Consider the following 26,767-nt stretch of genomic DNA (forward strand, 5'->3'; position numbering starts at 1 on the left):
CGCGGCCGGCGCGGCCGGCGCTGCGCCCCCGGGCGCTAGAATTGACGCTTCCTCCACGCCAGCTCCCCGCCCGCCGTGACCGTCATCAAGCAGGACGACTTCATCCAGTCGATCGCCGACGCGCTGCAGTACATCAGCTACTACCACCCGGTCGACTACATCAGGAATCTCGCCGCCGCCTACGAGCGCGAGCAGTCGCCGGCCGCGAAGGACGCGATGGCGCAGATCCTGATCAACTCGCGCATGTGCGCCGAGGGCCATCGCCCGATCTGTCAGGACACCGGCATCGTCACCGTGTTCCTGCGGATCGGCATGAACGTGCGCTGGGACGCCACGATGTCGGTGGAGGACATGGTCAACGAGGGCGTGCGCCGCGCCTACAACCACCCGGACAACAAGCTGCGCGCCTCGGTGCTGGCCGATCCGGCAGGACGGCGGCTCAACACCCGCGACAACACGCCGGCGGTGATCAACATGACGGTGGTGCCGGGCGACACGGTCGACGTGATCGTGGCGGCCAAGGGCGGCGGCTCGGAGGCCAAGAGCAAGTTCGTCATGCTCAACCCGTCGGATTCGATCGTCGACTGGGTGCTGAAGACCGTGCCGACCATGGGCGCCGGCTGGTGTCCGCCGGGCATGCTCGGCATCGGCATCGGCGGCACCGCCGAGAAGGCGATGCTGCTGGCCAAGGAGGCGCTGATGGAGCCGATCGACATCCAGGAGCTGATCGCGCGCGGCCCGTCCAACCGGATCGAAGAGCTGCGCCTGGAGCTGTACGAGAAGGTCAACGCGCTCGGCATCGGCGCGCAGGGCCTCGGCGGCCTCACCACCGTGCTCGACGTCAAGATCAAGGATTACCCGACCCACGCCGCGAACCTGCCGGTGGCGATGATCCCGAACTGCGCCGCCACCCGCCACGCGCATTTCGTGCTCGACGGCAGCGGCCCGGTGGCGCTCGAGCCGCCGTCGCTCGAGGACTGGCCGCAGCTCACCTACGATGCCTCCAAGGGCCGGCGCGTGGACCTCGACACAGTGACGCGCGAGGAGGTGGCGAGCTGGAAGCCGGGCGAGGTGCTGCTGCTCAACGGCAGGCTGCTGACCGGTCGCGACGCCGCGCACAAGCGCATGGTCGACATGCTCGACCGCGGCGAGCCGCTGCCGGTCGATTTCAACGGCCGCTTCATCTACTACGTCGGCCCGGTCGATCCGGTGCGCGACGAGGTGGTGGGCCCGGCCGGCCCGACCACCGCCACGCGCATGGACAAGTTCACCGAGCAGGTGCTGGCGCAGACCGGCCTGCTCGGCATGGTCGGCAAGGCCGAGCGCGGCCCGGCGGCGATCGAGGCCATCCGCAGGCACCGCTCGGTGTACCTGATGGCGGTCGGCGGCGCGGCCTACCTGGTCTCCAAGGCGATCCGCGCCGCGCGCGTGGTCGCGTTCGAGGACCTCGGCATGGAGGCGATCTACGAATTCGAGGTGCGCGACATGCCGGTGACGGTCGCCGTCGATTCCAGCGGCGAATCGGTGCACACCACCGGCCCGCGCGAATGGCAGGCGCGGATCGGCAAGATTCCGGTGGTGGTGGCGTAAGCGGCCTGCACGCCGGAGCCACCGCGCCCCGGCTATACCGGCTCCGCGCCCACGTGCACGGAGGATCCGGTGCCCCGCAGGCCCGTCGCTGCCGCATTGCTCATCGTCGCCCTGGGCTGTGATGCCCGCACCGACGACGTCGCCCCTTCACCGCCCGCCGCGCCGCCGTCCGCGCTGGCATCGCGCATCGCCGCGATCGCGCTGGCCGAACACGCGCTCTGGCACCGGCCGTTCATCGACGAGAACGGCCGGCTGGCCAGCATGACGGTCGCGGAGGCGGAGGGCGCCCGGCTTGCCGACGGGCGCACCGAGGCCTGGCGGCGTGTCGCCGCCTACTGGCGCGAGAGCGGCCTGCTGTGGCGGATGCGCGCCATGCCGGGGGCCGCCGAATGCGCCTATTCGCCCGACGACGCGGCCGCGATCGCGCTCTGTCGCACCTTCCTGATCGACCACCCGTGGTCGGCCGCGTTCGTGTCGTGGGTGATGACGAAGGCGGGGGTTCCCGGCTTCGTCGCCTCGCCCAGCCACGTCGAGTTCGTGGCGCACGCCTACCGGGCGCCGGGCGGTCGGCCGTACCGGCTGACCGATCCGGCGCTGGAAGCGCCGGCGGCAGGCGATCTGCTGTGTTTCGTGCGCAGCGCGGGCGAGCCGCTCGGACACGCCGGGCTGCGCGCGTTCCTCGACTCGCACGGCGATGCGGCGTTGCCGATGCACTGCGAGATCGTCGCGGCCGTGGGGCAGGGGCGCGCGCACCTGGTCGGCGGCAACGTGCTGCAGGGCGTGACCTTGCGCGTGCTGCACGTGAACCGGCTCGGGCGTCTGTGGGGACTGCCGCAGCGCACCGGCCTGGACCCCGGTTGCGCGCCCGAGCGGCCGCAGGCGTGCAGCTTCAACCGGCAGGACTGGGCCGCGCTGCTGAAGCTCGATCCGTCGCTGCAGGCCGCGGCGCCGCCACCGCTTCCGTCGCCGCCGGCGCGCTGAGTCCGGCGGGCGCGTGGCCGCCTCCGCGCGTTGGGCGATAATGCGCGGCCCGCTCCGCAGCCGACCGCCCATGCCCGCCCGCATCCTCGACGGCAAACGCATCGCCGACGATCTGCTCGATTCGCTCAAGGCGCAGGTCGACGCGCGCGTGGCCGCCGGCAAGTCGCGGCCGGGGCTCGCGGTGGTGCTGGTCGGCAACGATCCGGCGTCCGCCGTCTACGTGCGCAACAAGCGGCGCGCCGCGGAGAAAGTCGGGATCCGCGCGATCGACTTCGACCTGCCGGCCTCGACCACCGACGCCGAACTGCTGGCGCTGGTGGACCGGCTCAACGCCGATCCGGCCGTGCACGGCATCCTCGTCCAGTTGCCGCTGCCCGACCGGCGCGACGCCACCGCGCTGATCCACCGCATCGATCCGCGCAAGGACGTGGACGGCTTCCATCCGCAGAACGTCGGCCATCTCGCCCTGCGCCAGTTCGGCCTGCGTCCGTGCACGCCGCGCGGCATCACCACCTTGCTGGCCTATACCGACCGCCCGGTGCGCGGGGCGAGCGCAACCGTGGTGGGCGTGTCCAACCACGTCGGCCGGCCGATGGCGCTGGAGCTGCTGATCGCTGGCTGCACCGTCACCAGTTGCCACAAGTTCACGCCGCCGGACGTGCTGGAAGCGGCGGTGCGCGGCGCCGACATCCTGGTGGTCGCGGTCGGCCGGCCGCGCCTGATTCCGGGCGAATGGGTCAAGCCGGGCGCGGTGGTGATCGACGTCGGCATCAACCGCCTCGACGACGGCCGCCTGGTCGGCGATGTCGGTTTCGAGGCCGCCGCCGAACGCGCGAGCTGGATCACGCCGGTGCCCGGCGGCGTCGGGCCGATGACCGTCGCCACGCTGATGCAGAACACCCTCGAAGCCGCGCAGGCGCTGGATCCCTAGCACGACGTCGGCCGCCGATCGACGCGGATGCACGCGATCGAAAGAGCGATCCGGCTGGTCGGGCGGGCGCGAAAGACGCGCCGCCGCCGCTGGACCCGCATCCGGCTTCGCCCCGATCCGCGTTCATCCGCGTAAATCCGTGGCGGAAAAGGGAAACCCGGCAGCCCGCCCCGGCGACAGGCTATAATGGCGCGCTTCATCCTTCCGGGCCCGCCCATGCTCCGCATCCAGGTTGAAGCGCTCACCTACGACGACGTTTCCCTCGTCCCCGCGCACTCCACCGTCCTGCCCAAGGACGTCTCGCTGGCGACGCGCCTGACCCGCGACCTGCGCCTCAACCTGCCGATCGTGTCGGCGGCGATGGATACCGTGACCGAGGCGCGCCTCGCGATCGCCATGGCCCAGCTCGGCGGCATCGGCATCGTGCACAAGAACCTGTCGCTGGAGCAGCAGGCCGCCGAGGTCGCGCAGGTCAAGAAGTTCGAGGCCGGCGTGATCAAGGAGCCGTTCACCGTCGGGCCGGATACCACCATCGCCGAGGTGCTGCGGCTGACGCGCGCGCGCAACATCTCCGGCGTGCCGGTGGTCGACGAGCGCGGGCAACTGGTCGGCATCGTCACCAGCCGCGACATGCGCTTCGAAAAGAAGCTCGACGATCCGGTCCGCAACATCATGACCAAGAAGGACCGGCTGGTGACGGTCCGCGAAGGCGCCTCCGACGACGAAGTGCTGCAGCTCCTGCACAAGCACCGGATCGAGAAGGTGCTGGTGGTCAACGACGATTTCCAGTTGCGCGGTCTGATCACCGTCAAGGACATCCAGAAGAAGCAGGACAACCCCAACGCCGCCTACGACAGCAGCGAACGCCTGCTGGTGGGTGCCGCGGTCGGCGTCGGCGGCGACACCGAGCAGCGCGTCGAGGCGCTGGTCGCGGCGGGCGTGGACGTCATCGTGGTCGATACCGCGCACGGTCACGCGCAGGGCGTGCTGGACCGCGTGCGCTGGGTGAAGAAGCATTTCCCGCAGGTGCAGGTGATCGGCGGCAACATCGTCACGGGCGATGCGGCGCTCGCGCTCGAGGATGCGGGCGCCGATGCGGTCAAGGTCGGCGTCGGCCCCGGTTCGATCTGCACCACGCGCATCGTCGCCGGCGTCGGTGTGCCGCAGGTGACCGCGGTGTCGATGGTCGCCGAGGCGCTGCAGGACCGCATCCCGCTGATCGCCGACGGTGGCATCCGCTACTCCGGCGACATCGGCAAGGCGATCGCCGCCGGCGCGTCCACGGTGATGATCGGCGGCCTGTTCGCCGGCACCGAGGAAGCGCCGGGCGAGGTCGAACTGTTCCAGGGCCGCAGCTACAAGAGCTACCGCGGCATGGGCAGCCTGGGCGCGATGGAGAAGGGCAGCAAGGACCGCTACTTCCAGGACGCCAGCGATGCCGACAAGCTGGTGCCGGAAGGCATCGAAGGCCGCGTGCCGTACCGCGGCCCGCTGCGCAACGTGGTGCATCAGCTCGCCGGCGGCCTGCGCGCGACGATGGGCTACGTCGGCTGCGCCACCATCGAGGAGATGCGCAAGAAGCCGATGTTCGTGCGCGTCACCAACGCGGGCGCGCGCGAGAGCCACGTGCACGACGTGCAGATCACCAAGGAACCGCCGAATTACCGGATGAGCTGATCGCAGCGGGAATCGGGAATGGGGAATCGGGAATCGTCGAAAGCGATCCGTCGTTCTTCCGATCCCGGTCCCGGCTTCGCGACAGCACAATGCGCGTCCGCACGCGGTCCCGTCCGACTTCCGATTCCCCATTCCCGATTCCCGGCCGCCCCATGACCGACATCCACGGCGACAAGATCCTCATCCTCGACTTCGGCGCGCAGTACACGCAGCTCATCGCGCGCCGCATCCGCGAAATCGGGGTGTATTGCGAGATCTGGGCCTGGGACCACGATCCCGCCGAGATCGCCGCGTTCGGAGCGAAGGGCATCATCCTCTCGGGCGGGCCCGAATCGACCACCCAGCCGGACTCGCCGCGCGCGCCGCAGGTGGTGTTCGACAGCGGCGTGCCGGTGCTCGGCATCTGCTACGGCATGCAGACGATGGCCGTGCAGCTCGGCGGCGCCACCGAAGCCGGCGACCAGCGCGAGTTCGGCCATGCCGAGGTCGCGGTGGTTGCCGCCGACCGCCTGCTCGATGGCCTGAAGGACACGCCCGGCGCGCCGCCGCGGCTGCACGTGTGGATGAGCCACGGCGACCACGTCAGCCAGGAGCCGCCGGGCTTCGTGGTCACCGCGCGCACCGACCGCATCCCGGTCGCCGCGTTCGCCAACGACGAGCGCCGCTGGTACGGCGTGCAGTTCCATCCCGAGGTCACCCACACCCGCAGCGGCGAGGCGATGCTGCGCCGTTTCGTGGTCGACATCTGCGGCTGCCAGACGCTGTGGACGCCGGCCAACATCATCGAGGACCAGATCGAGCGCGTGCGCGCGCAGGTCGGTTCCGACGAGGTGGTGCTGGGCCTGTCCGGCGGCGTCGACTCCTCGGTGGTCGCCGCGCTGCTGCACCGCGCGATCGGCGACCAGCTCACCTGCGTGTTCGTCGATACCGGCCTGCTGCGCTGGCAGGAAGGCGACCAGGTGATGGCGATGTTCGCCGAGCACATGGGCGTCAAGGTGATCCGGGTCAACGCCGCCGACCGCTTCTTCCATGCGCTGCAGGGCGTCGCCGATCCCGAGGCCAAGCGCAAGATCATCGGCAACCTGTTCGTCGAGATCTTCGACGAGGAAGCGCACAAGCTCACCAACGCCAGGTGGCTGGCGCAGGGCACCATCTATCCCGATGTGATCGAGTCGGCCGGCAGCAAGACCGGCAAGGCGCACGTCATCAAGAGCCATCACAACGTCGGCGGCCTGCCGGAAAAGATGAAGCTCGGCCTGGTCGAGCCGCTACGCGAGCTGTTCAAAGACGAGGTGCGCCGGCTCGGCCTCGAACTCGGCCTGCCGCGCGAGATGGTCTACCGGCATCCGTTCCCCGGCCCGGGCCTGGGCGTGCGCATCCTGGGCGAAGTCCGGCGCGAATACGCCGAACTGCTGGCGAAGGCCGACCACATCTTCATCGACGAACTGCGCCGCGCCGGCCTGTACGACAGGGTGAGCCAGGCGTTCGCGGTGTTCCTGCCGGTGAAGTCGGTCGGCGTGGTCGGCGATGCCCGCGCCTACGAGTGGGTGATCGCGCTGCGCGCGGTCGAGACCATCGACTTCATGACCGCGCACTGGGCGCACCTGCCGTACGACTTCCTCGACTTGGTGTCGCGCCGCATCATCAACGAACTGCGCGGCGTCTCGCGCGTGGTCTACGACATCAGCGGCAAGCCGCCGGCGACGATCGAGTGGGAGTAGGGCGCCGCCCGGTACCTTCCCGCTCCCCCTGAGCCAGTCGAAGGGCGAACGCGTGCCGGCAAGCCCGCCCGTGGTCCGACAGGCTCACCACGAGGGGTGGGTGCGTGAGCCGCGTGTGCCCGGCCGGTCGGGCACGCCAATGCCGTTCCCCGCTCGCCCCGAGCTTGTCGAAGGGCGTCCTTCATGCTGCGATGGACGCCCGTTCACCGCCGCCCGATCACGTGCCCACCTTCTGGGTCTACATCATCCAGTGCGCCGATGGTTCGTACTACACGGGGCACACGGACGACCTCGACCTGCGCCTCGCGCAGCACCAGCAAGGCGCGTTCGCCGATTGCCACACGTTCAGTCGACGGCCGGTGCGCCTGGTCTACTCGCAGGCGTTCGACAACCGCGACGCGGCGGTCCGCGCCGAACGGCGGATCAAGGGCTGGCGGCGCGAAAAGAAGGAGGCGTTGATCGCGGGACGCTTCGATTTGCTGCGGGCGCTGACGCGGTCGCGCGCGGGCGGTCCGGGCGCTTCCGGCGAGGTGCCTGCGGGCGGCAGGCTCGCGGACGAGCAGTGGATGCGGCGTGCCTTGGCGCTGGCCGAGCGTGCCGAGCGCGAGGGCCATGAAGTGCCCGTGGGCGCCGTCGTCGTCGCGCCCGATGGCACGCCGGTCGGCGAAGGCTGGAACCGCAACATCGCCGAGCACGATCCCAGCGCGCATGCGGAGATCGTCGCGATGCGGGAGGCCGGCCGCAGGCTGGGCAACCACCGGCTGGTCGGCTGCACGCTGTACGTCACCCTGGAGCCGTGCGCGATGTGCGCGATGGCGATGATCCACGCGCGCATCGCCCGTGTCGTGTTCGGCGCGTTCGATGCGAAGACCGGCGCCGCCGGCAGCGTGTTCGACCTGCTCGCCGATCCGCGCCACAACCATCGGGTCGAGATCCGGGGCGGCGTGCTGGCCGAGGAGGCCGGCCGCTGCCTGACCAACTACTTCCGGCGCAAGCGCGGCAAGCCGCTACTGTGAGCCGCGCTCCGTGCCGGCGTCCTCGCGCCGGCGCATGCGCGCGACCATGTAGCGGTGATCCATCTCCTCGTTGATGGCCTGGATCGCCAGCATCGATTCGCGCGCGAGGAACAGGCTCGCGGCGAACAGCGCCAGTACGCCGAGCGCTGCCAGCACGGTCGGCATCACCGTCAGCCGGTAACCGAACACCGCGTCGGCCGCGACCGCAAGGCTGGTGCCGACGAAGAAGCTGATCGCCAGGTACAGCAACTGGCTGCCGCGCAGCACCAGCACGCTGCGCCTGCGCTGCATCGCGATGCGCCCTTCCAGGACCGCGCGGTACTGCGGATCGGTCGCGTCCTCCAGCTCCTTCAGCACCATGCGCAGGCGGTCGATCACGCGCGCGAGCCGGTTGTTCGCCGACATCAGCAGCGAGCCGGTGGCGGTCAGGAAGAACGCCGGCGCCAGCATGGCGGTGAGGATGGCGTAGTGGGCGTAGGCGGCGTTCTGCGGCATGACGCGGTGCTCCCGGGCGTCGGCTATGATGCCGCCACTTCCATCGCCCCGCGAGCCATGAGCGACGACACGAGCCTGCGCCTGATCTGGATCGATCTCGAAATGACCGGGCTGGATACCGACCGCGACTCGATCCTCGAAATCGCCACCGTGGTCACCGATGCGCAGCTCAACATCCTCGCCGAGGGGCCGGAGCTCGCCATCGCCACGCCGCTGGAGCGGCTGGAGGCGATGGACGAATGGAACCGCAACCAGCACCGCAAGTCCGGCCTGTGGCAGCGCGCGCTCGAACAGGGCGTCCCGCTCGCCGAGGCCGAGCAGCGCACGCTGGAGTTCCTCGCCAGGTGGGTGCCCGAACGCGCCTCGCCGATGTGCGGCAATTCGATCTGCCAGGACCGCCGCTTCCTGTATCGCGAGATGCCCAAGCTGGAACGCTACTTCCACTACCGCAATCTGGACGTCAGCACGATCAAGGAGCTGGCACGGCGCTGGGCGCCGGACGTGCTGGCGGAACTGCGGAAGGAGTCGGCGCACACGGCGCTGAGCGACATCCGCGACTCGATCGCCGAGCTGAAGCACTACCGCGCCGCGATGGGGCGCCTGGCCGGCCTGACCTGATCGCGCCCGGGGAACCTTCAGCGCGTCCGATCGGCCGCGCCGACGACCGGCGGATTGGCGCGCAGCGGATCATCGCCCTCGCCATCGTCGGCCACGCGGGCCAGCAGGTCCACGAGCGGGCGGCCGTCGGCGTCGTGGTGGTAGACGTGCAGGTCGCGCTGCGGATAGGGAATGTGCAGCCCGTGTTCGATCAGGCGGATGCGCACCGCTTCCACCAGTTCGCTGCGCACGTCGATGAAGTCGGCGGTCGGCACCCAAACGCGCAGCTCGAGGTTCACGCTGCTTTCGGCCAGCGTGGTCACCAGCACCTTCGGCTCGGGCTCGCGCAGCACGCGCGGGTGGTCGTGGGCGATGCGCAGCAGCACCTCGCGCGCCTGGCGCAGGTCGTCGTCGTAGCCCACCCCGACCGCGATGTCGGCGCGCCGCGCCGGGTTGGCGGTGAAGTTGGTGATCGGCGCGGCGGTGATCATGCTGTTGGGCAGGATCACCGCGCGGTTGTCCGGCGTGCGCAGGTGGGTCTGGAACACGCGCACCTGTTCGACCGTGCCCTCGACGCCCGCGGCCTGCACGTAGTCGCCGGCGCGGAACGGGCGCAGCACGATCAGCATCACGCCGGAGGCGATGTTCGACAGCGAATCCTTGAGCGCCAGGCCGACCGCGAGGCCGGCCGCGCCGAGCACCGCCAGCACCGAGGTGGTCGGCACGCCGGCGGCGGTCAGTGCGGCGATCACCACCACGATCAGCAGCGCAGGGTGGGCGACGTTGCGCAGGAACCCGCGCAGCGTCGGTTCGACGTTGGCGCGGGCGAGGCCGGCGTCGAGCGCGCGCAGCAGGCGCCGCGTCAGCCACAGCCCGACGACCAGGATCAGCAGCGCGCCGAGCAGGTCGAGCGCGCGCCCCTGCATCCAGGCGAGCAGCTTGGACGCCTGCGCCGGATCGAGCAGGTCGCGGACGTCCATGCGCCGGTCAGCCCTGCGCCGCCGCCTTCACCTTGGCCAGCCGCAGCCAGGTGTCGACCACGGTGTCGGGGTTGAGCGACACCGACTCGATGCCCTGCTGCATCAGCCACTCGGCGAGGTCCGGATGGTCGCTCGGGCCCTGGCCGCAGATGCCGACGTACTTGCCCTTGCGACGCGCGGCCTGGATCGCCATCGACAGCATCTTCTTGACCGCCGGATCGCGCTCGTCGAACAACTGGGCGACGATGCCGGAGTCGCGGTCCAGGCCCAGCGTGAGCTGGGTGAGATCGTTGGAGCCGATCGAGAAGCCGTCGAAGATGTCGAGGAACTCGTCGGCCAGCAGCGCGTTCGACGGCACCTCGCACATCATGATGATCTTCAGGCCCTCCTTGCCCTGTTCGAGGCCGTTGTTGCGCAGCACCTCGACCACGCGGCGGCCTTCGTCCAGCGTGCGCACGAACGGGATCATCACCCAGCAGTTGGTGAGGCCCATCGTTTCGCGCACCTTGCGCACCGCGCGGCACTCCAGCGCGAACGCGTCGGCGAAGCTCGGATCGACATAACGGCTGGCGCCGCGGAAGCCGATCATCGGGTTCTCTTCGTGCGGCTCGTAGCGCGAACCGCCGATCAGGTTGGCGTACTCGTTCGACTTGAAGTCGGACAGGCGCACGATCACCGGATGCGGCGCGAACGCGGCGGCGATGGTGGCGATGCCCTCGGCCAGACGATCGATGTAGAAATCGACCGGGCTGCCGTAGCCGGCGATGCGCTCGTCGATCTTCTTCTTCGTCGCGGCGTCCTGGCGGTCGTACTCGAGCAGCGCCTTCGGATGCACGCCGATGTGGCTGGCGATGATCATCTCCAGCCGCGCCAGGCCGACGCCGGCATGCGGCAGCATCGCGAAGTCGAACGCGCGCTCCGGGTTGGCGACGTTCATCATCACCTTCAGCGGCGCCGGCGGCATGTTCTCGAGGTCGGTGACGATCCGCTCGAACGGCAGGATGCCCTCGTAGATGTAGCCGGTGTCGCCCTCGGCGCAGCTCACCGTCACCTCGTGGCCGTCCTCGATCACGTCGAGCGCGTTGCCGGTGCCGACCACGGCGGGCACGCCCAGCTCGCGGGCGATGATCGCGGCGTGGCAGGTGCGGCCGCCGCGGTTGGTGACGATCGCGGCGGAGCGCTTCATCACCGGCTCCCAGTCGGGGTCGGTCATGTCGGCGACCAGCACGTCGCCCGGCTGCACCTTGTGCATGTCGTCCAGCGAACGCACCACGCGCGCCACGCCGGTGCCGATCTTCTGGCCGATCGCGCGGCCCTCGCAGACCACCTTGCCGCGGCTGGCGAGGTGGAAACGCTCCATCCGGGTGGCGTGCGCGCGCGATTTCACCGTCTCCGGACGCGCCTGCACGATGAAAAGCTTGCCGGTCACGCCATCCTTCGCCCACTCGATGTCCATCGGGCGGCCGTAGTGCTGCTCGATGGTCAGCGCCTGGCGCGCCAGCTCGTGCACGTCCTCGTCGCTGATCGAGAAACGGTTGCGCAGCTCGGCCGGCGTGTCCTCGTTGCGCACGCGCTCGCCGGGCCGGTCGGAGTAGACCATGCGGATCTGCTTGGCGCCGAGCGCGCGCCGCAGGATGGCGGGGCGGCCCTGGGCGAGGGTCGGCTTGTAGACGTAGAACTCGTCCGGATTGACCGCGCCCTGCACGACGTTCTCGCCAAGGCCGTAGCTGGCGGTGACGAACACCACGTCGCGGAAACCCGACTCGGTGTCGAGCGTGAACATCACGCCCGAGGCGCCGACGTCGGAGCGCACCATCAACTGCACGCCGGCGGACAGGAACACGTCCTCGTGCTTGAAGCCGTGGTGCACGCGATAGGCGATCGCGCGGTCGTTGTAGAGGCTCGCGAACACCTCCTTGACCTTGCGCACCACCTCGTCCTCGCCGCTGACGTTGAGGAAGGTCTCCTGCTGGCCGGCGAAGGAGGCATCGGGCAGGTCCTCGGCGGTGGCCGAGGAGCGCACGGCGACGGCGACTTCGCCGCCGCCGTTGTCCTCGCACAGTTTGCGGTAGGCGCTGCGGATGTCGGCATCCAGATCCGGCTGCAGCGGCGCGTCGATCACCCAGCCGCGGATCTCCCTGCCCGCCGCGGTCAGCGCCTGCACGTCCTCGACGTCGAGCGCGGCCAGGCGGTCGTAGATGCGCTGGTGCAGATCGTTGTGCGCGATGAAGGCCTTGAAGGCCTCCGCGGTGGTCGCAAAGCCGCCCGGCACCGAGACCCCGAGCCCGGCCAGATGCCCGATCATCTCGCCCAGCGAGGCATTCTTGCCGCCCACGCGGGCCAGGTCGTCCAGGCGCAACGCATGCAGCCAGAGGATGTTCTCGTTCAAGGGGCGTTCTCCGGTAGCGGCCGGGACAGAGGGCCGGCGCGAGGTGAGCGCGTTATGATCGCGCGCCGCGTCGGTTTCGTACAAGCTTGATTCCATGGGTTTTTTCGTATTGAGAGGATGAAATGGCAGGCACGCGCCCGGTGTTCTACATCTCCGACGGCACCGGCATTACCGCCGAAACCATCGGCCACAGCCTGTTGACGCAGTTCACCGAAACGCGCTTCGTCAGCGAGCGGATTCCGTTCGTCGACACGGTCGAGCGGGCGCGCGAAGTCATCGAAACCATCCGCGCCGCGGGCGAGCGCCACGGCACCCGCGCGATCGTGATCAATTCGTGCGTCAACGCCGAAGTCAGCGCCGCGCTCGGCGAGAGCGGGGCGCTGATGCTCGACGTGTTCGCGCCGTTCATCGAGCCGCTCGAACGCGAGCTGGGCGAGGCGCGCAAACGCTGGATCGGCCGCGCCCACGGCATGGTGGACTTCGAGACCTACCATCGTCGTATCAACGCCATCAATTTCGCGTTGAGCCACGACGACGGCGCCAGCACCGACTATTCGGAGGCGGACCTGATCCTGGTCGCGGTGTCGCGCGCGGGGAAGACGCCGACCTGCCTGTACCTCGCGCTGCACTACGGCATCTGCGCGGCGAACTATCCGCTGACGGCCGAGGACCTCGAGCACGACCGCCTGCCGCCGCGCCTGCGGCCGTACCGCAACAAGCTGTTCGGATTGACGATCGATCCGATGCGGCTGCAGCAGATCCGGCAGGAGCGCCGGCCCAACTCGCGCTATGCGCAACTGGAGACGTGCCGACGGGAAGTGGCGGCGGCCGAGAAGATGTTCCGCGCCGAGGGGATTCCGACGCTCAGCACCACGCACACCTCGATCGAGGAGATCGCCAGCAAGGTGCTCACCACCCTCGGCATCCACCGCGAGATGTTCTGAGCGGCGATCTACATGAACGCATGACCGCGTGCGGTCGCGCAAGCGGGCAGGGTGCGGGTAGCATCGGCCCATGTCGCATCTCGCCGCCCGTCCGCTGCGCGTTCCCCGTCTCAGCCGCTTCGGCTGGCTGATGGCGCTGTATGCCGAGAATCATGCCCGGCTGGTGCGCCTGTTCGATCCGGCGCGGCTCGCGGCCGGCACGTACGTGTCCTCGGTCGGCGACGGGCTCGATCTGCGCGTCGAGGTGATCGAGCAGCATCCGTACACGAGCGAACTGCGGCTGACGTACGACCTGCGCGACCCGGTCACCGGCGAGCCCGATCCGTCCGCATACGTGCGGCTGTACACCGATGCGCGGCAAGCGGAAGCGACGCATTGCTACGTCGGCCGGCGCTGGCAGGACGTGCTCGGTCTGAATCCGCCGCCGGCCCGTGTGCTCGGGCACCGGCTGCGGATGAACACGTTCCTCGGCAAGTGGCTCGAGTACCTGGCCGAGCGCGGCCACGGCGTGGCGACGCTGCGGCGGGTCGATGCCGACGTGGCTGCAGTCGATCGCGTGATCGGAGAGTGTTGACGAGTTCGTGAAGCGACTCTAAGATGGCGTTCTTTCCAGCGCGTGGGGCCATAGCTCAGCTGGGAGAGCGCTACAATGGCATTGTAGAGGTCGCCGGTTCGATCCCGGCTGGCTCCACCAGGTTCCAGCACCCCGGCAAGGTGGCCGGGGTAGCGAAAGGAAAACGTCCCCATCGTCTAGAGGCCTAGGACACAACCCTTTCACGGTTGCGACCGGGGTTCGAATCCCCGTGGGGACGCCAACAACGCGGAACGGCCGCCCGAAAGGGCGGCCGTTTCTGCTTGGGGAGTTCCCAGCCTTCCCGGACCCGGATGGCGCGTGGCCCCCGGATGGACGATTGCCGGTTCGTCATCCGGCGGATGCCGGGATCCGATTCGACAATGCCGGCGTTCCTTCTCGATGGGCCCCGGCGTGCGCCGGGGCGACGGATGCGGGCAGCGTCGCGAGCCGGTTCACTCGCTTGCTCGTCATCGGTCGCGGCTGAAGACGCTCCTGCAGTCGCCGGGGCGCCGGTCGCGGGCGTCAGCGTCGCCGTGCGGTGTTCCGCGGCGCGGGTGGCGCGGCGTCGGGGGCGGCGAGGTCGTCGAGGATCGGGCAGTCGGGCCGGTGGTCGCCGTGGCAGCGCTCGGCGAGATTCTCCAGCGTGCGCTGCATCGCCTGCATCTCGCGGATCTTCACCGCGAGCGCGTCGGCGTGGGCGCGCGCCAGCTTCTTGACCTCGGCGCTCGCGCGGCCGCGGTCGTCCCACAGGCCGAGCAGCGTCTCGATCTGCTTGACCGGAAAGCCGAGGCTGCGCGCGCGCTTGATGAAGCGGATGCGGTGCAGGTCGTTGTCGCCGTAGATGCGGTAGCCGGCGAAGGTGCGGCCGGCGGCCGGCAGCAGGCCGATCTGCTCGTAGTGGCGGATCATCTTGGCGCTGACGCCGGTCAACTGCGCGGCCTCGCCGATGTTGTGGAAGCCCTGTTCCTTCGCTTCGGCCAGTTCGGGACGCGTGACGTGCTTCATGGCGTTCTCTCCCTCAGGCGCGCGGCGACCAGCGGCGCAGCAGCAGGGTATTGGACACCACGCTGACCGACGAGAAGGCCATCGCCGCGCCGGCGATCACCGGATCGAGCAGGCCCAGCATCGCCAGCGGAATGCCGACCACGTTGTAGCCGAAGGCCCAGAACAGGTTCTGGTGGATCTTGCGGGTGGTGCGGCGCGAGATGTCGAGCGCCGCGGCCACCAGGTCGAGGTTCGGACGCATCAGGGTGATGGCGGCGGCGTGCATGGCGACGTCGGTGCCGCTGCCCATCGCCACGCCGACGTCGGCGGCGGCGAGCGCCGGCGCGTCGTTGATGCCGTCGCCGACCATCGCCACCGCGCCGCCCTCGCGGAGCGCGCGCACCGCATCGGCCTTGCGGTCGGGGGTGACGTTGGCGCGCACGCTGTCGATGCCGAGCTGGCGGGCGACTGCGGTGGCGGCGCCCAGGTTGTCGCCGGAGATCATGACCGTGCGGATGCCCAGCCGATGCAGCCGGGCGACCGCCTCTGCGGCACCCGCGCGCGGCTGGTCGCGGAAAGCGAGCAGACCGAGGAGACGGAGCTCGGCGCCGTCCTCGCCGAGCCAGGACACGGTGTGGCCGCTGGCGCCGAACGCCTCGGCGCGGGCGGAGAGCAGGGCGGTGTCGATGCCGGCCTCGCGCATCATCGCCTCGTTGCCGAGCAGCAGCGCGCGGCGATCGACCGTGCCGCGCACGCCGCGGCCGGGCACGGCGCGCACGTCCGCCGCGGCCGCCGGCTGCGCACCGCCGAACGCGGCGATCACCGCCTTGGCCAGGGGATGCTCGCTGTGCGCCTGCAGCGCGGCGGCGAGCGCGAGCAGGCGCGCGTGGTCGCCGTCGAGCGCGACGTGCTCGCTCAGCACCGGCTTGCCTTCGGTCAGGGTGCCGGTCTTGTCGAACGCCACCGTGCGCACCTTGTGCGCGATCTCCAGCGCCTCGGCGTCCTTGATCAGGATGCCGGCGCGCGCGGCCACGCCGGTACCGGCCATGATCGCGGTGGGAGTGGCCAGGCCGAGCGCGCACGGACAGGCGATCACCAGCACGGCCACGGCGTTGAGGATGGCGGCGCTCCAGTCGCCGCTGTACAGGCCCCAGCCGAGCAGGGTCAGCGCCGCGATCGCCATCACCACCGGCACGAACACCGCGCTGACGCGGTCGACCGTCTGCTGGATCGGCGGCTTCTTCGCCTGTGCGTCCTCGACCAGCCGGATGATCCGCGCCAGCGCCGTCTCCGCGCCGACCGCGGCGGTGCGCACCACGACCAGCCCTTCGCCGTTGACCGCGCCACCGGTGACGCGGTCGCCCTCGTTCTTGGCGACCGGCAGCGATTCGCCGGTGATCAGCGCCTCGTCGGCGTGGGTGCGGCCCTCGATCACCGTGCCGTCGACCGGGATGCGTTCGCCGGGCTTGACCACGACCTCGTCGCCGACCGCCACCTCGCCGATCGGCACCTCGACGGCCGTGCCGCCGCGGCGCACGCGCGCGGTGGCCGGGCGCAGCGCCTGCAGGGCGCGGATCGCCTCGGTGGTCTGGCGCTTGGCGCGCGCCTCCAGCCACTTGCCGAGCAGGATCAGCGTCAGCACCACCGCCGAGGCCTCGAAGTACAGCGGCAACTGGCCGTGGTGCGCGGCGCCGGCGAGCAGGTGGTAGACGCTCAGGCCGTAGCCGGCGCTGGTGCCGATCGCGACCAGCAGGTCCATGTTGCCGGTGCCGGCGCGCAGCGCGTGCCAGCCGGCGCGGTAGAAGCGCGCGCCGAGCCAGAACTGCACCGGCGTGGCCAGCACGAGCTGCAGCCAGCCCGGCAGCATCCAGTGCTGGCCGAACGGCAGGGCGAGCATCGGCAGCACCAGCGGCAGCGACAGCGCGATGGCGAGGATCAGGTGGCGCGTTTCCTTCGCCGCGAGCGGGTGCGGCCTGGTCTCGGGCGTCTGCGCCGCGGTCTCGGTGGCCAGCGGCCGCGCACCGTAGCCGGCATCGGCGACGGCGGCGACCAGGCGGGACGTCGGCACCTCGCCCAGCACCTGCACGCGGGCGCGCTCGGTGGCGAGGTTGACGCTCGCCTGCAGCACGCCGGGCACCTTCTTCAGCGCGCGCTCGACGCGGGCCACGCACGAGGCGCAGGTCATGCCCTCGATGATGAGTTCGACCGTGGAGGTGGCGACCGCGTAGCCGGCCTTCTCGACCGCGGCGACCAGCGTGGGCGCGGGCACGGTGCCGTCGAACGCGACTTCGGCCGCCTCGGTGGCGAGGTTGACGCTGGCCTGCGCCACGCCCGGCACCGCCTTCAGGCTGCGCTCGACTCGGGTGACGCAGGATGCGCAGGTCATGCCGACGATGCCGAAGCGCATCGGCTGCGCGAGCGGTGCGGTGGTGGATGCGGATGCGTTCATGGCGCTGCCTCGCGTGGGAGTCGGACGCATGCTCCGGGTTCCCATCATGGGAAGGTCAAGCGCCGCGTGGCGGATGTTCCGCGTCTTGACCTTGCCCTTGCGGGAAGGTCGATGCTGCTCCACGTCGGCGCTTCGGCCGGCTTACGCACCACGGGAGACATTCTCATGAAACTCATTGTCGAAGGCATGACCTGCGGGCACTGCGTCCGCGCGATCACCCAGGCGATCGGCAGGATCGCGCCGGCGGCGAAGGTCGCCGTCGATCTGGACGCGCGCAGCGTGACCATCGAGGGCGCGGTCGACGCGGGCGCGGCGAGTGCGGCGATCGAGGAGGAAGGCTACACCGTCACCGCGATCGAGGCGGGCGGCGGCGCGGTCGAGGCGAAGGCGGCGAACTGCTGCGGCGGCTGCGGGCACGCCTGAACGGCGCGGTTGGATCATGCGCGCTGCGTTACGCTGCCCGCATTCCCGATGCGGACGGAGTACGACGGATGAGCATCACCCGCACCTTGCTGTTGGGGACGGCGCTGGCGGCCGCGGGCGCCAGCGTCGCCTGCGCGCGCACGCCCACGCCCGCGCCCGCGCCGGAGCGCGCGACCGCCACGGTGCGGCCCGCCCCGGCGCAGACGCCGGCGGCCACCGCTCGCCCCCGCGCCGGCACCCCGCAGGCGGCGCTGCCGCCCGTGGTGGTGCACAAGAGCCCGACCTGCGGCTGCTGCACGCTGTGGGTCGAGCACATGCGCGCGGCCGGATTCGCCGTGGAGGTGCGCGAGACCGATGCGCTGGAGCCGGTCAAGCAGAAGCTCGGCGTGCCCTACGGCAAGGGCTCGTGCCACACCGCCGAGATCGCCGGCTACTTCGTCGAAGGCCATGTGCCCGCCGACGACATCAAGCGTTTCCTGCGCGCGAAGCCGAAGGCGAAGGGGCTGGTGCTGCCGGGCATGCCGCTCGGTTCGCCCGGCATGGAGACGCCGGACGGCCGCGTCCAGCCGTACACGGTGGAGCAGGTGCAGGCCGACGGCAGCACGGTGCCGTTCGCGCGGCACGGCCAGGAGGACTGAAGGCCCGCAAACGGAAACGGGCCGGCATCGCTGCCGGCCCGTGGAATTGGTGGGCGGTGTAGGGTTCGAACCTACGACCCCTGCCGTGTGAAAGCAGTGCTCTACCGCTGAGCTAACCGCCCGATGGGAGGCGCGCAGTGTACGGATGCGTCGCGCCCAAGGCAAGCCTTCCGGTTCATTCCTCCAGTTGCGAGCGCGCGTAGGCGGCGTCGAGCGCCTCCATCGCGTCGCGCGGCTTGCAGCGGGCGGCCGTCTCGTAGGCGGCGGCGGCGTCGTCCTCGCGCTTGTCCCCGTACAGCAGCAGGAGCACGTTGCCGTGCTCGATGTGGGCGATCGGCGAGTCGGGCGTGAGCTTGAGCGCGGTGGCCACGTGCTTCTCGGCCTCGGCCGCCTTCGCGCCGTAGGTGAGGCCGCCGATCATCGCCCCGACCTTGTCGATCACCTCGGCGTGGTAGACCGCCATCGCCAGATGCGCCTCGGCGTGCTTCGGCGCCAGCTCGAGCGCGGCGTCCAGCGCCTTGCGCACCTTGCCGGCGATGCCGTCCTTCAGCGCTTTCACGATGCTCAGCCCCTGGCTGTAGCGGCCGAGCGCGAACGCGTAGCGGTAATGGCTGTTGGCCTCCTCGGGCAGGACCTCGATGGCGGCCTCCGCCAGGCCGGCGGCGCGCTGGAAACGCTTCAGTCTCTCCGCCTCGTCCTCCACCAGATGCGTGGCGTGGATGCCGAGCGCCTTGACCGCGACCGAGGCGCCGAGCGGACCCAGCTTCTCGCCGAGCTCGAATGCGGTGCGGAAGTCGCCGCGGTGGAACGCGCGCCAGGCGTCCTGCAGCGACTGCGCCACGGTGTCGGCGTCCGCGCCCTTCGGCGCCGCCTTGCCGGCCTGTTTCAGCAGCGCGGCGGCGCGTCTGGCGTCGGGGAAGGGTTCGGCGTCGCCCGCGTGCAGTTTCGGCCAGGCCTTGCGCAGCGCCTCGCCCGGGTAATCGAACGCGGCCGCGTCGTGCGGAAAGGGAGCCCAGGCGGTCTTGGCCATGCGGACGGTCCTTGCGGGTCGAGGCATGCAGCATCCTGCGCGCACGTGCCGCGCGCAAGCGCGTCGTAGTGTGTTTGCTCGGCGCGATCGGAGGACAGTGGCATCGACCGCTCCTCCGCGCGCACTGGAGTCCGCTCATGGCGACCGCACGTCCTTCCGCGATCCATCCCGTTTCGCTCCGCCACGTCTGGCTGGCGGGCCTGGGCCTGGTGTCCGTCGCGCATCGCGAGGCGTTGGCCGGACGCGAGCGGCTGACGGCCGCGCTGGCGCGCACGCGCCGCTGCGCGGCGACGGCGGTCGCCGAGATGCCGGCCGCGTTGCGCGGCACGCTCGGCCGGATCGAGCCGCTGGCGATGAAGCTCGGCGGCGAGGTGCATACGCGCCTGGGGCCGGTGCTGGCGCGCATGGGCGCGGGCGCGAAGCCGGCGCGCCGGGCGACGCGGACTGCGCCGCGTGGGGCGCGCAGGGCGTCGAAGCGCGGCGCGAAGTGAGCTGCTGGCGCTGATCGCGGGGTTCGCTGGCGGTCCCGGCCCTCACCCTAACCCCTCTCCCGCACGCGGGAGAGGGGCTTTGAAGCTGGGCTTGGGGCGTCAGCTTGCGACGAGGCTGCGGCAGCCGAGGGCGTCGAGCGCGCCGTGCAGGGCGGGGGCGTGCGCAAGCCACGGAGCGGCCAGGGTCAGCACGCCGGCCGCCAGCACCGTACCGCCGGCGACGGCGCGCCAGCGGCCGTGCTGCAGGGCGGTGAGGCGGCTGCCGGCCCAGGTGAGCGGGATCATCAGCGGCAACGTGCCGAGGCCGAACGCGGTCATCGTCAGCGCCCCGTGCAGCGGATCGGCCTGCAGCCAGGCGGCGGCGAGCAGGGTGGTGCTGAGGCCGCACGGCATCCAGCCCCACAGCATGCCGAGCGCGAGCCGCTTCGGCAGCGTGTTGGCCGGCAGCAGCCGCTTCTGCAGCGGGCGCAGCCACTGCCACACGCGCTGCCCGGGCGCGCCGAACACGCCCAGCCGGCCGTGGCGGTCGAGCAGGCGCAGCGCGGCGACGATCAGCACCGCCCCCACCGCGGCACGCAGCGCGAGCGCGAAACCCGGCACCCGCACCACGCCCAGCAGGCCCGCGCCGAACGCGCCGACCAGCGCGCCTGCGAGCGTGTAGCCGAGCACGCGGCCGAGGTTGGGCTGTACCGCGCGCCACCAGCCGCCGCGCTGCGCCAGCGTGAGGCCGGTGGCGATGCCGCCGCACATCGCCGCGCAGTGCGCGCCGCCGAGCAGCCCGGTCAGCGCCGCGGCGCCGAGCACCAGCCAGTCAGGCACGGCCGGGGCCCCCCTGCGCGTCGTCGGTCAGGATGTCGAGCGCCGCGGCGTCGAGTTCGTCGAACTGGCCGCGCCGCACCGCCCACACGAACGCCCATACCGCCACGCCCAGCAGCATCAGGCTCAGCGGAATCAGCATCAGCAGGATGGTCATGGCGCCTCCCGGCGGGCGAGCCGCAGTGCGTTGAGGGTGACGGTGAGCGAGGAGACGGCCATGCCGAGCGCGGCGATCCACGGCGTCACCAGCCCGAGCATCGCCAGCGGCAGCGCGACCACGTTGTAGCCCACCGCCCAGGCGAAGTTCTGGCGGACGATGGCGCGCGTGCGGCGGGCCAGCGCGAACGCCGCCGGCAGGCGGTCCAGGCGCGCGCGCGTGAGCACGAAGTCGGCGCTGCGGTGGGCGAGCGCGGCACCGCTGTCCATCGCGAAGGACACATCGGCGCCGGCCAGCACGGGCGCGTCGTTGAGGCCGTCGCCGACCATCGCCACCCTGCGGCCGTCGTGCTGCAGCGCGCGGATGCGCTCGAGCTTGTGTTCCGGCAGCAGGCGCGCCTGCGCCGCGTCGATGCCGAGCGTGCGCGCGGTGCGGGCCACCGCCTCGGCGCCGTCGCCGCTGGCGAGCTGCAGCGACAGCCCCGCCGCGCGCAGCGCCGCCAGCGCGGCGGGCGCGTCCTCGCGCAGGCGCTCGCCGAGCACGAAGCGCGCGGCGGCGGTGCCGTCCACGCCCAGCCACACCTGGCCGTCGTCCTGTGCGCCGTCGACCGCGAAACCGGCCTGGCCGAGCCGCCAGCGGCGGCCGTCGATGACGCCTTCGATGCCGCGCCCGCCGACCGCGACGACCTCGCGCACGGCGCGGCCGTCGTCGTGCGCGGCGAACGCCTGCGCCAAGGGATGGCCGCTGTCGCGTTCGAGCGCGGCGGCGATCGCGAGCGCGTCGCGCTCGGACACGACGCCAAATGTGTCGATGCGTTCGAGCGCGGGATGCGGATCGGTCAGCGTGCCGGTCTTGTCGAACACCACCGTGTCGATTTCGGCCAGGCGTTCGAGCGCGTCCGGCCGCAGCGCCAGCACGCCCATCCGCGCGAGCGCGCCGTGGGCGACGGCCAGCGCGGTCGGCACCGCCAGCGACAGCGCGCACGGGCAGGAGATCACCAGCAGCGCCAGCGCAACCTCGAATGCGCGCTCGGGCGCGTACAGCCGCCAGCCGAGCCAGGTCAGCGCGGCGAGCAGGAGCAGCGCGACCACGAACACGCTGGCGACGCGGTCGGCCACGCGCGCCAGCGGCGGGCGGTGCGCCTGCGCCTCCTCGACCAGCCGCGCGAGTTGCGACAGCCGGGTGGCGGCGCCGGTGGCGGTCACGCGCAGGCGCGCCGGGCGCTCGCGGCACAGCGTGCCGGCGTAGACGCGCTCGCCGGCCGCGCGCGCGACCGGATGCGATTCGCCGGTCAGCAACGCTTCCTCGAACGCGGCCGGTTCCAGCAGCTCGCCGTCGGCGGGGACGGTGTCGCCGATGCCGAGGCAGACCACGTCGCCCACCGCCAGCGCCGCCAGAGGCACCGACTCGCGGCCGCCGTCGGCGCGTTCGCGCACGGCGAACGCCGGCCGCGCCCGCGCCAGCGCGTCGACCTGCGCGCTGGCGATCGCGCGTGCGCGCTGTTCGAGCATGCGCGCGGCCAGCAGCAGGAACACGAACATCACCGCGGCGTCGTACCAGACGTGGGCGCCGCCGCGGACGGTCTCGATCGCGCTCGCCGCCCAGGCGAGCAGGGTGGAGGCGGCCACCAGCGTGTCCATGCCCGGCCGGTGCCCGCGCAGCTCGCGCGCCATGCCGGTGAGGAACGGCCAGCCGGCGTAGAACACCACCGGGGTGGCGACGAGGAAGGTGATCCAGCGCAGGAAGTCACGCGTGGGGATCGCCATGCTGCCGGTGGTGTCGAGGTACAGCGCCTCGGCGAACATCATCGCCTGCATCGCGCCGAGCCCGGCCACGCCGAGCCGCAGCAGCCAGCGGTTGCGCTCGCTGCGGCGCGCGCGCTCGCGCTGCTCGCCGGTGGCGAGCCACGGCCGGTAGCCGAGCGCGGCCAGCCGGCGCAGCGGCTGCGAGAGCGGCGCCACGCGCGGGTCCCACACCAGCCGCACGCGGCCGGTGACCGCGTTCGCGCCGGCCTCGCGCACGCCGGGCTCGCGGCTCAGCGCGCGGTCGATCAGCCAGGCGCAGGCCGCGCAGCGCATGCCGTCGGCGACCAGGGTGATCTCGCGGCAGCCGTCCTCGCGCGTGCGCGCGTGCTCGGCGAGCACGTCGTCGCGGTCCCACAGCGACAGGTCGGGCAGGTCGGGCTGCACCTTCGCGCCTTCCGCGGTGCGCAGGCGGTAGTAGTCGTCGAGGTGGGCATCGACGATCCACTGCGCGGCCGCCAGGCAGCCGTCGCAGCAGAACGCGCGTTCGGCGCCGGCGAACGCCGCGCGCAGTGCGTCGGCCGCCGCGGGCTGGCCGCAGTGGTGGCAGCACGCGGAAGCGGCGGCGGCCGGAACGGCGGTGGCGGCGACGGCGTTCATCGCGTGCCGGTGGCCTCCGTGAGCGCCGGCGCCAGGCGCACGGCGTACTGCGCGCGCGGCAGGCGGCCGACGATGCGCCAGCGGCGGGCCTGGTCGCCGGCTTCGAGATTCCAGTCGTGGCCGTCGTCGAGCGCCGCCTTCGCGCGCCAGCCGGTGGCGGTGGGCTGCAGCACCAGCCGCACGTCGCGCGCGGCCTCGGTCGGGTGGCGGGCGAACACCTGCAGCGGCTGTGCGCGGTCGAAGTCGCCGGTGACGGGCAGCAGCTCGACCACGCCGTCCTGACTGCGCAGCACCGCGCTGAGCTTGCGCGCGCGCGCCTCGGCGTCGGGCCCGACGTCGGCCACCTGCACCTGCGCGGTGCGCCGCACCGGATCGGCCACGCTGTCGATGCTGCCGCCGCGCGAGGAGATCACCACCATCGCGATGCCGGCGACGATCGCCACCGCGGGCAGCGCGATCACCAGCCAGACGATGGGCACGCGCCAGAAGGGCGTCTTTTCGTTCATGGTTGCGGTCCGAAGAAGGTGTTCTCGACGGTCCGGCTTCGGCCGTCGTCGGACTCGACGATGAAGGCGATCTCGTGACGGCCGCGCACCGGGCCGCTCGCCAGCACCGTCAGCGGCACCGCGCTCACCGCCGAGGCGGCGACGTCGATGCGCAGCTCGCCGCCGCGCAGCGTCAGCGGCAGGCCGGCCGCGTCGAGCCGCACGCGGTAGCGGTGCGGCCGGTCGGTCTTGTTGACCAGCTTGAGCGTGTAGCCGTTCTCGATGCCGTCGGCGCTCGCGCGGTAGAGCGCGTTGCGGTCGCGCAGCGCCTCGGCGATGAACGGCTCGCGGTGGGTGACGCCCCAGGCGAACGCCGACAGCAGCACGAGCAGCAGCGTGCCGTAGACGAAGATGCGCGGCCGCAGCACGCGCGAGGGCCTGCCGTCGATCGCGTTCTGGGTGGTGTAGCGGATCAACCCGTGCGGATAGCCGAGCTTGCCCATGACGTCGTCGCAGGCGTCGATGCAGGCGCCGCAGGCGATGCACTCGTATTGCAGGCCGTTGCGGATGTCGATGCCGGTCGGGCAGACCTGCACGCAGATGGTGCAGTCGATGCAGTCGCCCAGCTCCTCCGGCGCGAACTTCGGCAGCGGCTCGGCCTTCTCGCCGGCATGGGCGAGCGTGATGGTGCCGCGCGCCTGCGCACGCGCGTCCGCCGCGCTCGGGTGCCGGCTGGCGCGGAACACGTAGTCGTAGGCGGTCGACAGGTCGAGCAGGCCGCGCGCGCGCTCCAGCACGCTGGCCAGTCCGCGCTTGCGCGGGCCGCGCGGTTCGCCGCGGCGCGGGTCGTAGGCGATCAGCAGCGTGTTGCGGTCGAACATCGCGCTCTGGAAACGCGCGTACGGGCACATGTACTTGCACACCTGCTCGCGCAGGAAGCCGGCGTTGCCCCAGGTGGCGAGCGCGTAGAACAGCACCCAGAACGTCTCCCAGCCGCCCCATTCGAACGGCACCAGGCGCGCGGCGAGGTCGGTGATCGGGGTGAAGAAGCCGACGAAGGTGAAGCCGGTCCAGAGCGCGAACGCGAGCCACAGCAGGTGCTTGGCGCCCTTGCGCAGCGCCTTCTCGCGCGTCCACGGGCCCTGGTCGAGCTTCATGCGCCTGCCGCGGTCGCCTTCGGTCCAGCGTTCCATCCACAGGAACACCTCGGTCCACACCGTCTGCGGGCAGGCGTAGCCGCACCACAGGCGGCCGGCGAGGGCGGTGAAGAAGAACAGCGCGATGCCGGCGATGATCAGCAGCAGCGCCAGGAACACGAAGTCCTGCGGCCAGAACGTCAGCCCGAACACGTGGAACCTGCGCGCCGGCAGGTCGAACAGCACCGCCTGGCGACCGTCCCAGCGCAGCCAGGGGAACACGTAGAACATGCCGAGCAGCCAGATCACGGCCGCCACGCGCAGGCGCGCGAACGTGCCGGACACGTCGCGCGGGTAGATCTTGCGCTCGCTGACGTAGAGCAGGTTGCCCTCGTCGTCGCGCAATTGCAGGGGGATGGCTTTGCTCATCGCATCACGCGTCCGGCGGCAGCGGCTTGTTGAAGCGGCTGGCCGGGCGCAACAGGATCCAGGTGAACAGGCTGGAGGCGGCGGTCGACGCCCAGAACAGGAAGAACGCCACCGAATAGCCCAGCCCGCGGCTGATCCGCAGCCGCGGGAAAGTGATGTCGCGCAGTTCGAGCGGATCGACGAAGGCGAAGAACACCATCGTCGCCACGCCCGCCGCGAAGAAGCTGGGCCACAGGATCGCGCCGAGGCGCTGGGCCAGCGGTCGCGGCGGGTGGTCGAACGCCGTCATCGCATCACTCCAGCGCGCGCATGGTCGGCGCTTCGCCGTCCGCACCGGCGGTGTCCGCCGACGCGGTCGCGGTCGCCGTTGCGGTGCGCGTGGCGGCGGCGTTGGACAGCGACCACACGTACGCCGCGACCAGACGCGCGCGGGTTTCGCCGAGCAGCTCGCGGTGCGCCGGCATCACGCCGTGGCGGCCTTCGCGGATGGTCTTGACGATGCTGGCCTTGTCGCTGCCGTACAGCCAGTAGTCGTCCGTCAGGTCGGGCGCGCCCATGCTGGGGTTGCCCTTGCCGTCGACGCCGTGGCAGGCGGCGCACACACCCTCGTAGTACTTGCGGCCCTGATGGGCGAGCACGTCGTTGGCGGGGATCTTCTCCATGCCCATCACCTGCACGTACGCCGCCACCGCGTCCACCGCGATCTCGCCGCCCATGCCGGTCAGCACCTGGCCCCAGCCCGGCATGACGCCTTCGCGGCCGTCGAGCACGGTTTCGAGGATGCGCTCGGGTTCGCCGCCCCAGTGCCAGACGTCGTCGGTGAGGTCGGGGTAGCCGACCGCGCCCTTGCCGCCCGAGCCATGGCAGGTGGCGCAGGTGTTGGCGAAGATGGACCGCCCCAGCTCCAGCGCGCGCGGGTCGCGTGCCAACGCGTCGACCGGCTTGCCTTCGTACGGCGCGAACGTCTCGGCCAGGCGTGCCTGGTAGCGCGCCTTCTGCAGGTCGTGCTCCTTCGCCGAGCTCCAGCCGCCGTAGCCGGCGAAGCTGCCGAGGCCGGGATACCAGATCAGATAGCCGATGCTGAAGACGATGGTCAGATAGAACAGGTTGATCCACCAGCGCGGCAGCGGCTTGTTGTACTCGGTGATGTTGCCGTCCCACACGTGGCCGGTGTCTTCGGGCTTGGGGTCGCCCGGACGGCGCCTGGCCGTCCACCACAGCAGCCACACGCAGCCGACGATGTTGATCGCGACCAGCGCGATCACGTACCAGGACCACGAGGCGCTCATCGCTGCGTCTCCCCTTCGTGCTCATCCAGCGGCATGCGCGCCGCTTCCTCGAACTCCGCGCGCCGGCGCGGGCTCCAGACCCAGATCGTGCCGCCGACGAACAGCGTCAGCAGCGTGGCGGTGACGATTCCCGACAGCATCGG

The 26,767-nt window shown here is 71.3% G+C and carries 26 protein-coding genes, 3 tRNA genes and 1 pseudogene; 15 read left to right on the plus strand and 15 right to left on the minus strand.

Annotation, left to right across the window (positions count from 1 at the left end; genetic code table 11):
- Nucleotides 1–75 precede the first annotated feature (75 nt).
- The 7 genes and pseudogenes from FQY64_RS02800 to tadA all read left to right on the plus strand — a co-directional run bounded on the left by FQY64_RS02800 (nt 76) and on the right by tadA (nt 7,916).
- The gene (locus FQY64_RS02800; RefSeq protein ID WP_146472190.1) at nt 76–1,590 is read left to right on the plus strand and encodes a fumarate hydratase; all 1,515 of its coding nucleotides are present in this window, start codon (nt 76–78) and stop codon (nt 1,588–1,590) included.
- A 69-nt stretch (nt 1,591–1,659) separates the two neighbouring features.
- Nucleotides 1,660–2,571: a DUF2272 domain-containing protein gene (locus FQY64_RS02805; protein WP_146472191.1), complete on the plus strand. Its 912-nt coding sequence runs from the start codon at nt 1,660–1,662 to the stop codon at nt 2,569–2,571.
- 70 nt (nt 2,572–2,641) lie between these two features.
- Nucleotides 2,642–3,502 carry a bifunctional methylenetetrahydrofolate dehydrogenase/methenyltetrahydrofolate cyclohydrolase FolD gene (gene folD, locus FQY64_RS02810; protein WP_146472192.1) on the plus strand — a complete coding sequence of 287 codons (861 nt, stop codon included), beginning with the start codon at nt 2,642–2,644 and terminating at the stop codon, nt 3,500–3,502.
- Between the two features lie 216 nt (nt 3,503–3,718).
- A complete protein-coding gene (gene guaB, locus FQY64_RS02815) occupies nt 3,719–5,179 on the plus strand; it encodes an IMP dehydrogenase (RefSeq protein ID WP_146472193.1) in 1,461 nt (486 codons plus the stop codon).
- A 152-nt stretch (nt 5,180–5,331) separates the two neighbouring features.
- Nucleotides 5,332–6,900 (plus strand): glutamine-hydrolyzing GMP synthase, encoded by a 1,569-nt coding sequence (gene guaA / locus FQY64_RS02820; RefSeq protein ID WP_146472194.1) that lies wholly within the window; start codon nt 5,332–5,334, stop codon nt 6,898–6,900.
- Between the two features lie 191 nt (nt 6,901–7,091).
- A pseudogene (locus tag FQY64_RS15000) lies at nt 7,092–7,337 on the plus strand (GIY-YIG nuclease family protein); the annotation flags it as partial.
- Nucleotides 7,338–7,430: 93 nt separating this feature from the next.
- Nucleotides 7,431–7,916 (plus strand): tRNA adenosine(34) deaminase TadA, encoded by a 486-nt coding sequence (gene tadA / locus FQY64_RS15005; protein ID WP_268245304.1) that lies wholly within the window; start codon nt 7,431–7,433, stop codon nt 7,914–7,916.
- Here the strand turns inward: tadA and FQY64_RS02830 are convergent.
- On the minus strand, nt 7,908–8,411 hold the full coding sequence (locus FQY64_RS02830; protein ID WP_146472196.1) for a DUF2721 domain-containing protein: 504 nt from the start codon (nt 8,409–8,411) through the stop codon (nt 7,908–7,910). The two genes, tadA and FQY64_RS02830, sit on opposite strands and share 9 nt — an antisense overlap.
- A 57-nt stretch (nt 8,412–8,468) precedes the next feature.
- Between FQY64_RS02830 and orn the strand changes: the two genes are divergently transcribed.
- On the plus strand, nt 8,469–9,029 hold the full coding sequence (gene orn / locus FQY64_RS02835) for an oligoribonuclease (protein WP_146472197.1): 561 nt from the start codon (nt 8,469–8,471) through the stop codon (nt 9,027–9,029).
- A gap of 17 nt (nt 9,030–9,046) precedes the next feature.
- Here orn and FQY64_RS02840 read toward each other — a convergent pair whose 3' ends face one another.
- Nucleotides 9,047–9,988, minus strand: coding sequence for a mechanosensitive ion channel family protein (locus tag FQY64_RS02840; RefSeq protein ID WP_146472198.1), 942 nt, complete (start codon nt 9,986–9,988; stop codon nt 9,047–9,049).
- Nucleotides 9,989–9,995: 7 nt separating this feature from the next.
- On the minus strand, nt 9,996–12,377 hold the full coding sequence (gene ppsA, locus FQY64_RS02845) for a phosphoenolpyruvate synthase (RefSeq protein ID WP_146472199.1): 2,382 nt from the start codon (nt 12,375–12,377) through the stop codon (nt 9,996–9,998).
- 122 nt (nt 12,378–12,499) lie between these two features.
- Between ppsA and ppsR the strand changes: the two genes are divergently transcribed.
- From ppsR to FQY64_RS02865, 4 genes are all read left to right on the plus strand, one after another.
- Nucleotides 12,500–13,321: a posphoenolpyruvate synthetase regulatory kinase/phosphorylase PpsR gene (ppsR, locus tag FQY64_RS02850; RefSeq protein ID WP_146472200.1), complete on the plus strand. Its 822-nt coding sequence runs from the start codon at nt 12,500–12,502 to the stop codon at nt 13,319–13,321.
- A 70-nt stretch (nt 13,322–13,391) separates the two neighbouring features.
- Nucleotides 13,392–13,895, plus strand: coding sequence for a DUF1249 domain-containing protein (locus FQY64_RS02855; RefSeq protein WP_146472201.1), 504 nt, complete (start codon nt 13,392–13,394; stop codon nt 13,893–13,895).
- Nucleotides 13,896–13,939: 44 nt separating this feature from the next.
- Nucleotides 13,940–14,015, plus strand: a tRNA-Ala gene (locus tag FQY64_RS02860).
- Nucleotides 14,016–14,060: 45 nt separating this feature from the next.
- Nucleotides 14,061–14,136, plus strand: a tRNA-Glu gene (locus FQY64_RS02865).
- A gap of 281 nt (nt 14,137–14,417) precedes the next feature.
- On the opposite strand, the gene cueR is transcribed toward FQY64_RS02865, so the two are convergent.
- Both cueR and FQY64_RS02875 read right to left on the minus strand, forming a co-directional pair.
- Entirely contained in the window at nt 14,418–14,900 is a 483-nt protein-coding gene (gene cueR, locus FQY64_RS02870) for a Cu(I)-responsive transcriptional regulator (RefSeq protein ID WP_146472202.1), read from the minus strand.
- A 13-nt stretch (nt 14,901–14,913) separates the two neighbouring features.
- Nucleotides 14,914–17,328, minus strand: a complete 2,415-nt coding sequence (locus FQY64_RS02875) for a heavy metal translocating P-type ATPase (protein WP_146472203.1) — start codon at nt 17,326–17,328, stop codon at nt 14,914–14,916.
- A gap of 165 nt (nt 17,329–17,493) precedes the next feature.
- On the opposite strand from FQY64_RS02875, the gene FQY64_RS02880 reads away from it, so the two are divergent.
- Both FQY64_RS02880 and FQY64_RS15010 read left to right on the plus strand, forming a co-directional pair.
- Nucleotides 17,494–17,751, plus strand: a complete 258-nt coding sequence (locus tag FQY64_RS02880) for a heavy-metal-associated domain-containing protein (RefSeq protein ID WP_146472204.1) — start codon at nt 17,494–17,496, stop codon at nt 17,749–17,751.
- Nucleotides 17,752–17,819: 68 nt separating this feature from the next.
- Nucleotides 17,820–18,389, plus strand: a complete 570-nt coding sequence (locus FQY64_RS15010; RefSeq protein WP_229814909.1) for a DUF411 domain-containing protein — start codon at nt 17,820–17,822, stop codon at nt 18,387–18,389.
- Between the two features lie 47 nt (nt 18,390–18,436).
- Here the strand turns inward: FQY64_RS15010 and FQY64_RS02890 are convergent.
- A tRNA-Val gene (locus FQY64_RS02890) sits at nt 18,437–18,511 on the minus strand.
- Nucleotides 18,512–18,564: 53 nt separating this feature from the next.
- Nucleotides 18,565–19,419, minus strand: a complete 855-nt coding sequence (locus FQY64_RS02895) for a tetratricopeptide repeat protein (protein ID WP_146472205.1) — start codon at nt 19,417–19,419, stop codon at nt 18,565–18,567.
- Between the two features lie 137 nt (nt 19,420–19,556).
- Between FQY64_RS02895 and FQY64_RS02900 the strand changes: the two genes are divergently transcribed.
- Entirely contained in the window at nt 19,557–19,910 is a 354-nt protein-coding gene (locus tag FQY64_RS02900; RefSeq protein ID WP_146472206.1) for a hypothetical protein, read from the plus strand.
- A 99-nt stretch (nt 19,911–20,009) separates the two neighbouring features.
- On the opposite strand, the gene FQY64_RS02905 is transcribed toward FQY64_RS02900, so the two are convergent.
- From FQY64_RS02905 to FQY64_RS02940, 8 genes are read right to left on the minus strand one after another with little or no spacing between them, the layout of a single operon-like run.
- The gene (locus FQY64_RS02905; RefSeq protein WP_146472207.1) at nt 20,010–20,729 is read right to left on the minus strand and encodes a sulfite exporter TauE/SafE family protein; all 720 of its coding nucleotides are present in this window, start codon (nt 20,727–20,729) and stop codon (nt 20,010–20,012) included.
- The gene (gene ccoS / locus FQY64_RS02910; protein ID WP_146472208.1) at nt 20,722–20,883 is read right to left on the minus strand and encodes a cbb3-type cytochrome oxidase assembly protein CcoS; all 162 of its coding nucleotides are present in this window, start codon (nt 20,881–20,883) and stop codon (nt 20,722–20,724) included. Before ccoS ends, FQY64_RS02905 begins: the two co-directional genes overlap by 8 nt.
- Entirely contained in the window at nt 20,880–23,285 is a 2,406-nt protein-coding gene (locus FQY64_RS02915) for a heavy metal translocating P-type ATPase (protein WP_146472209.1), read from the minus strand. Before FQY64_RS02915 ends, ccoS begins: the two co-directional genes overlap by 4 nt.
- Nucleotides 23,282–23,791 carry a FixH family protein gene (locus tag FQY64_RS02920; RefSeq protein ID WP_146472210.1) on the minus strand — a complete coding sequence of 170 codons (510 nt, stop codon included), beginning with the start codon at nt 23,789–23,791 and terminating at the stop codon, nt 23,282–23,284. Before FQY64_RS02920 ends, FQY64_RS02915 begins: the two co-directional genes overlap by 4 nt.
- Nucleotides 23,788–25,335, minus strand: coding sequence for a 4Fe-4S dicluster domain-containing protein (locus tag FQY64_RS02925; RefSeq protein WP_146472211.1), 1,548 nt, complete (start codon nt 25,333–25,335; stop codon nt 23,788–23,790). The genes FQY64_RS02920 and FQY64_RS02925 overlap by 4 nt, the downstream gene beginning before the upstream one ends.
- A 4-nt stretch (nt 25,336–25,339) precedes the next feature.
- On the minus strand, nt 25,340–25,624 hold the full coding sequence (locus tag FQY64_RS02930; RefSeq protein ID WP_146472212.1) for a hypothetical protein: 285 nt from the start codon (nt 25,622–25,624) through the stop codon (nt 25,340–25,342).
- Nucleotides 25,625–25,628: 4 nt separating this feature from the next.
- Nucleotides 25,629–26,624, minus strand: a complete 996-nt coding sequence (gene ccoP, locus FQY64_RS02935) for a cytochrome-c oxidase, cbb3-type subunit III (protein WP_146472213.1) — start codon at nt 26,622–26,624, stop codon at nt 25,629–25,631.
- Nucleotides 26,621–26,764, minus strand: a complete 144-nt coding sequence (locus FQY64_RS02940) for a cbb3-type cytochrome oxidase subunit 3 (protein WP_146472214.1) — start codon at nt 26,762–26,764, stop codon at nt 26,621–26,623. Before FQY64_RS02940 ends, ccoP begins: the two co-directional genes overlap by 4 nt.
- Nucleotides 26,765–26,767 lie beyond the last annotated feature (3 nt).

It is taken from the genome of Vulcaniibacterium thermophilum, from assembly GCF_007923255.1.
Classification (GTDB): domain Bacteria; phylum Pseudomonadota; class Gammaproteobacteria; order Xanthomonadales; family Xanthomonadaceae; genus Lysobacter_F; species Lysobacter_F thermophilum.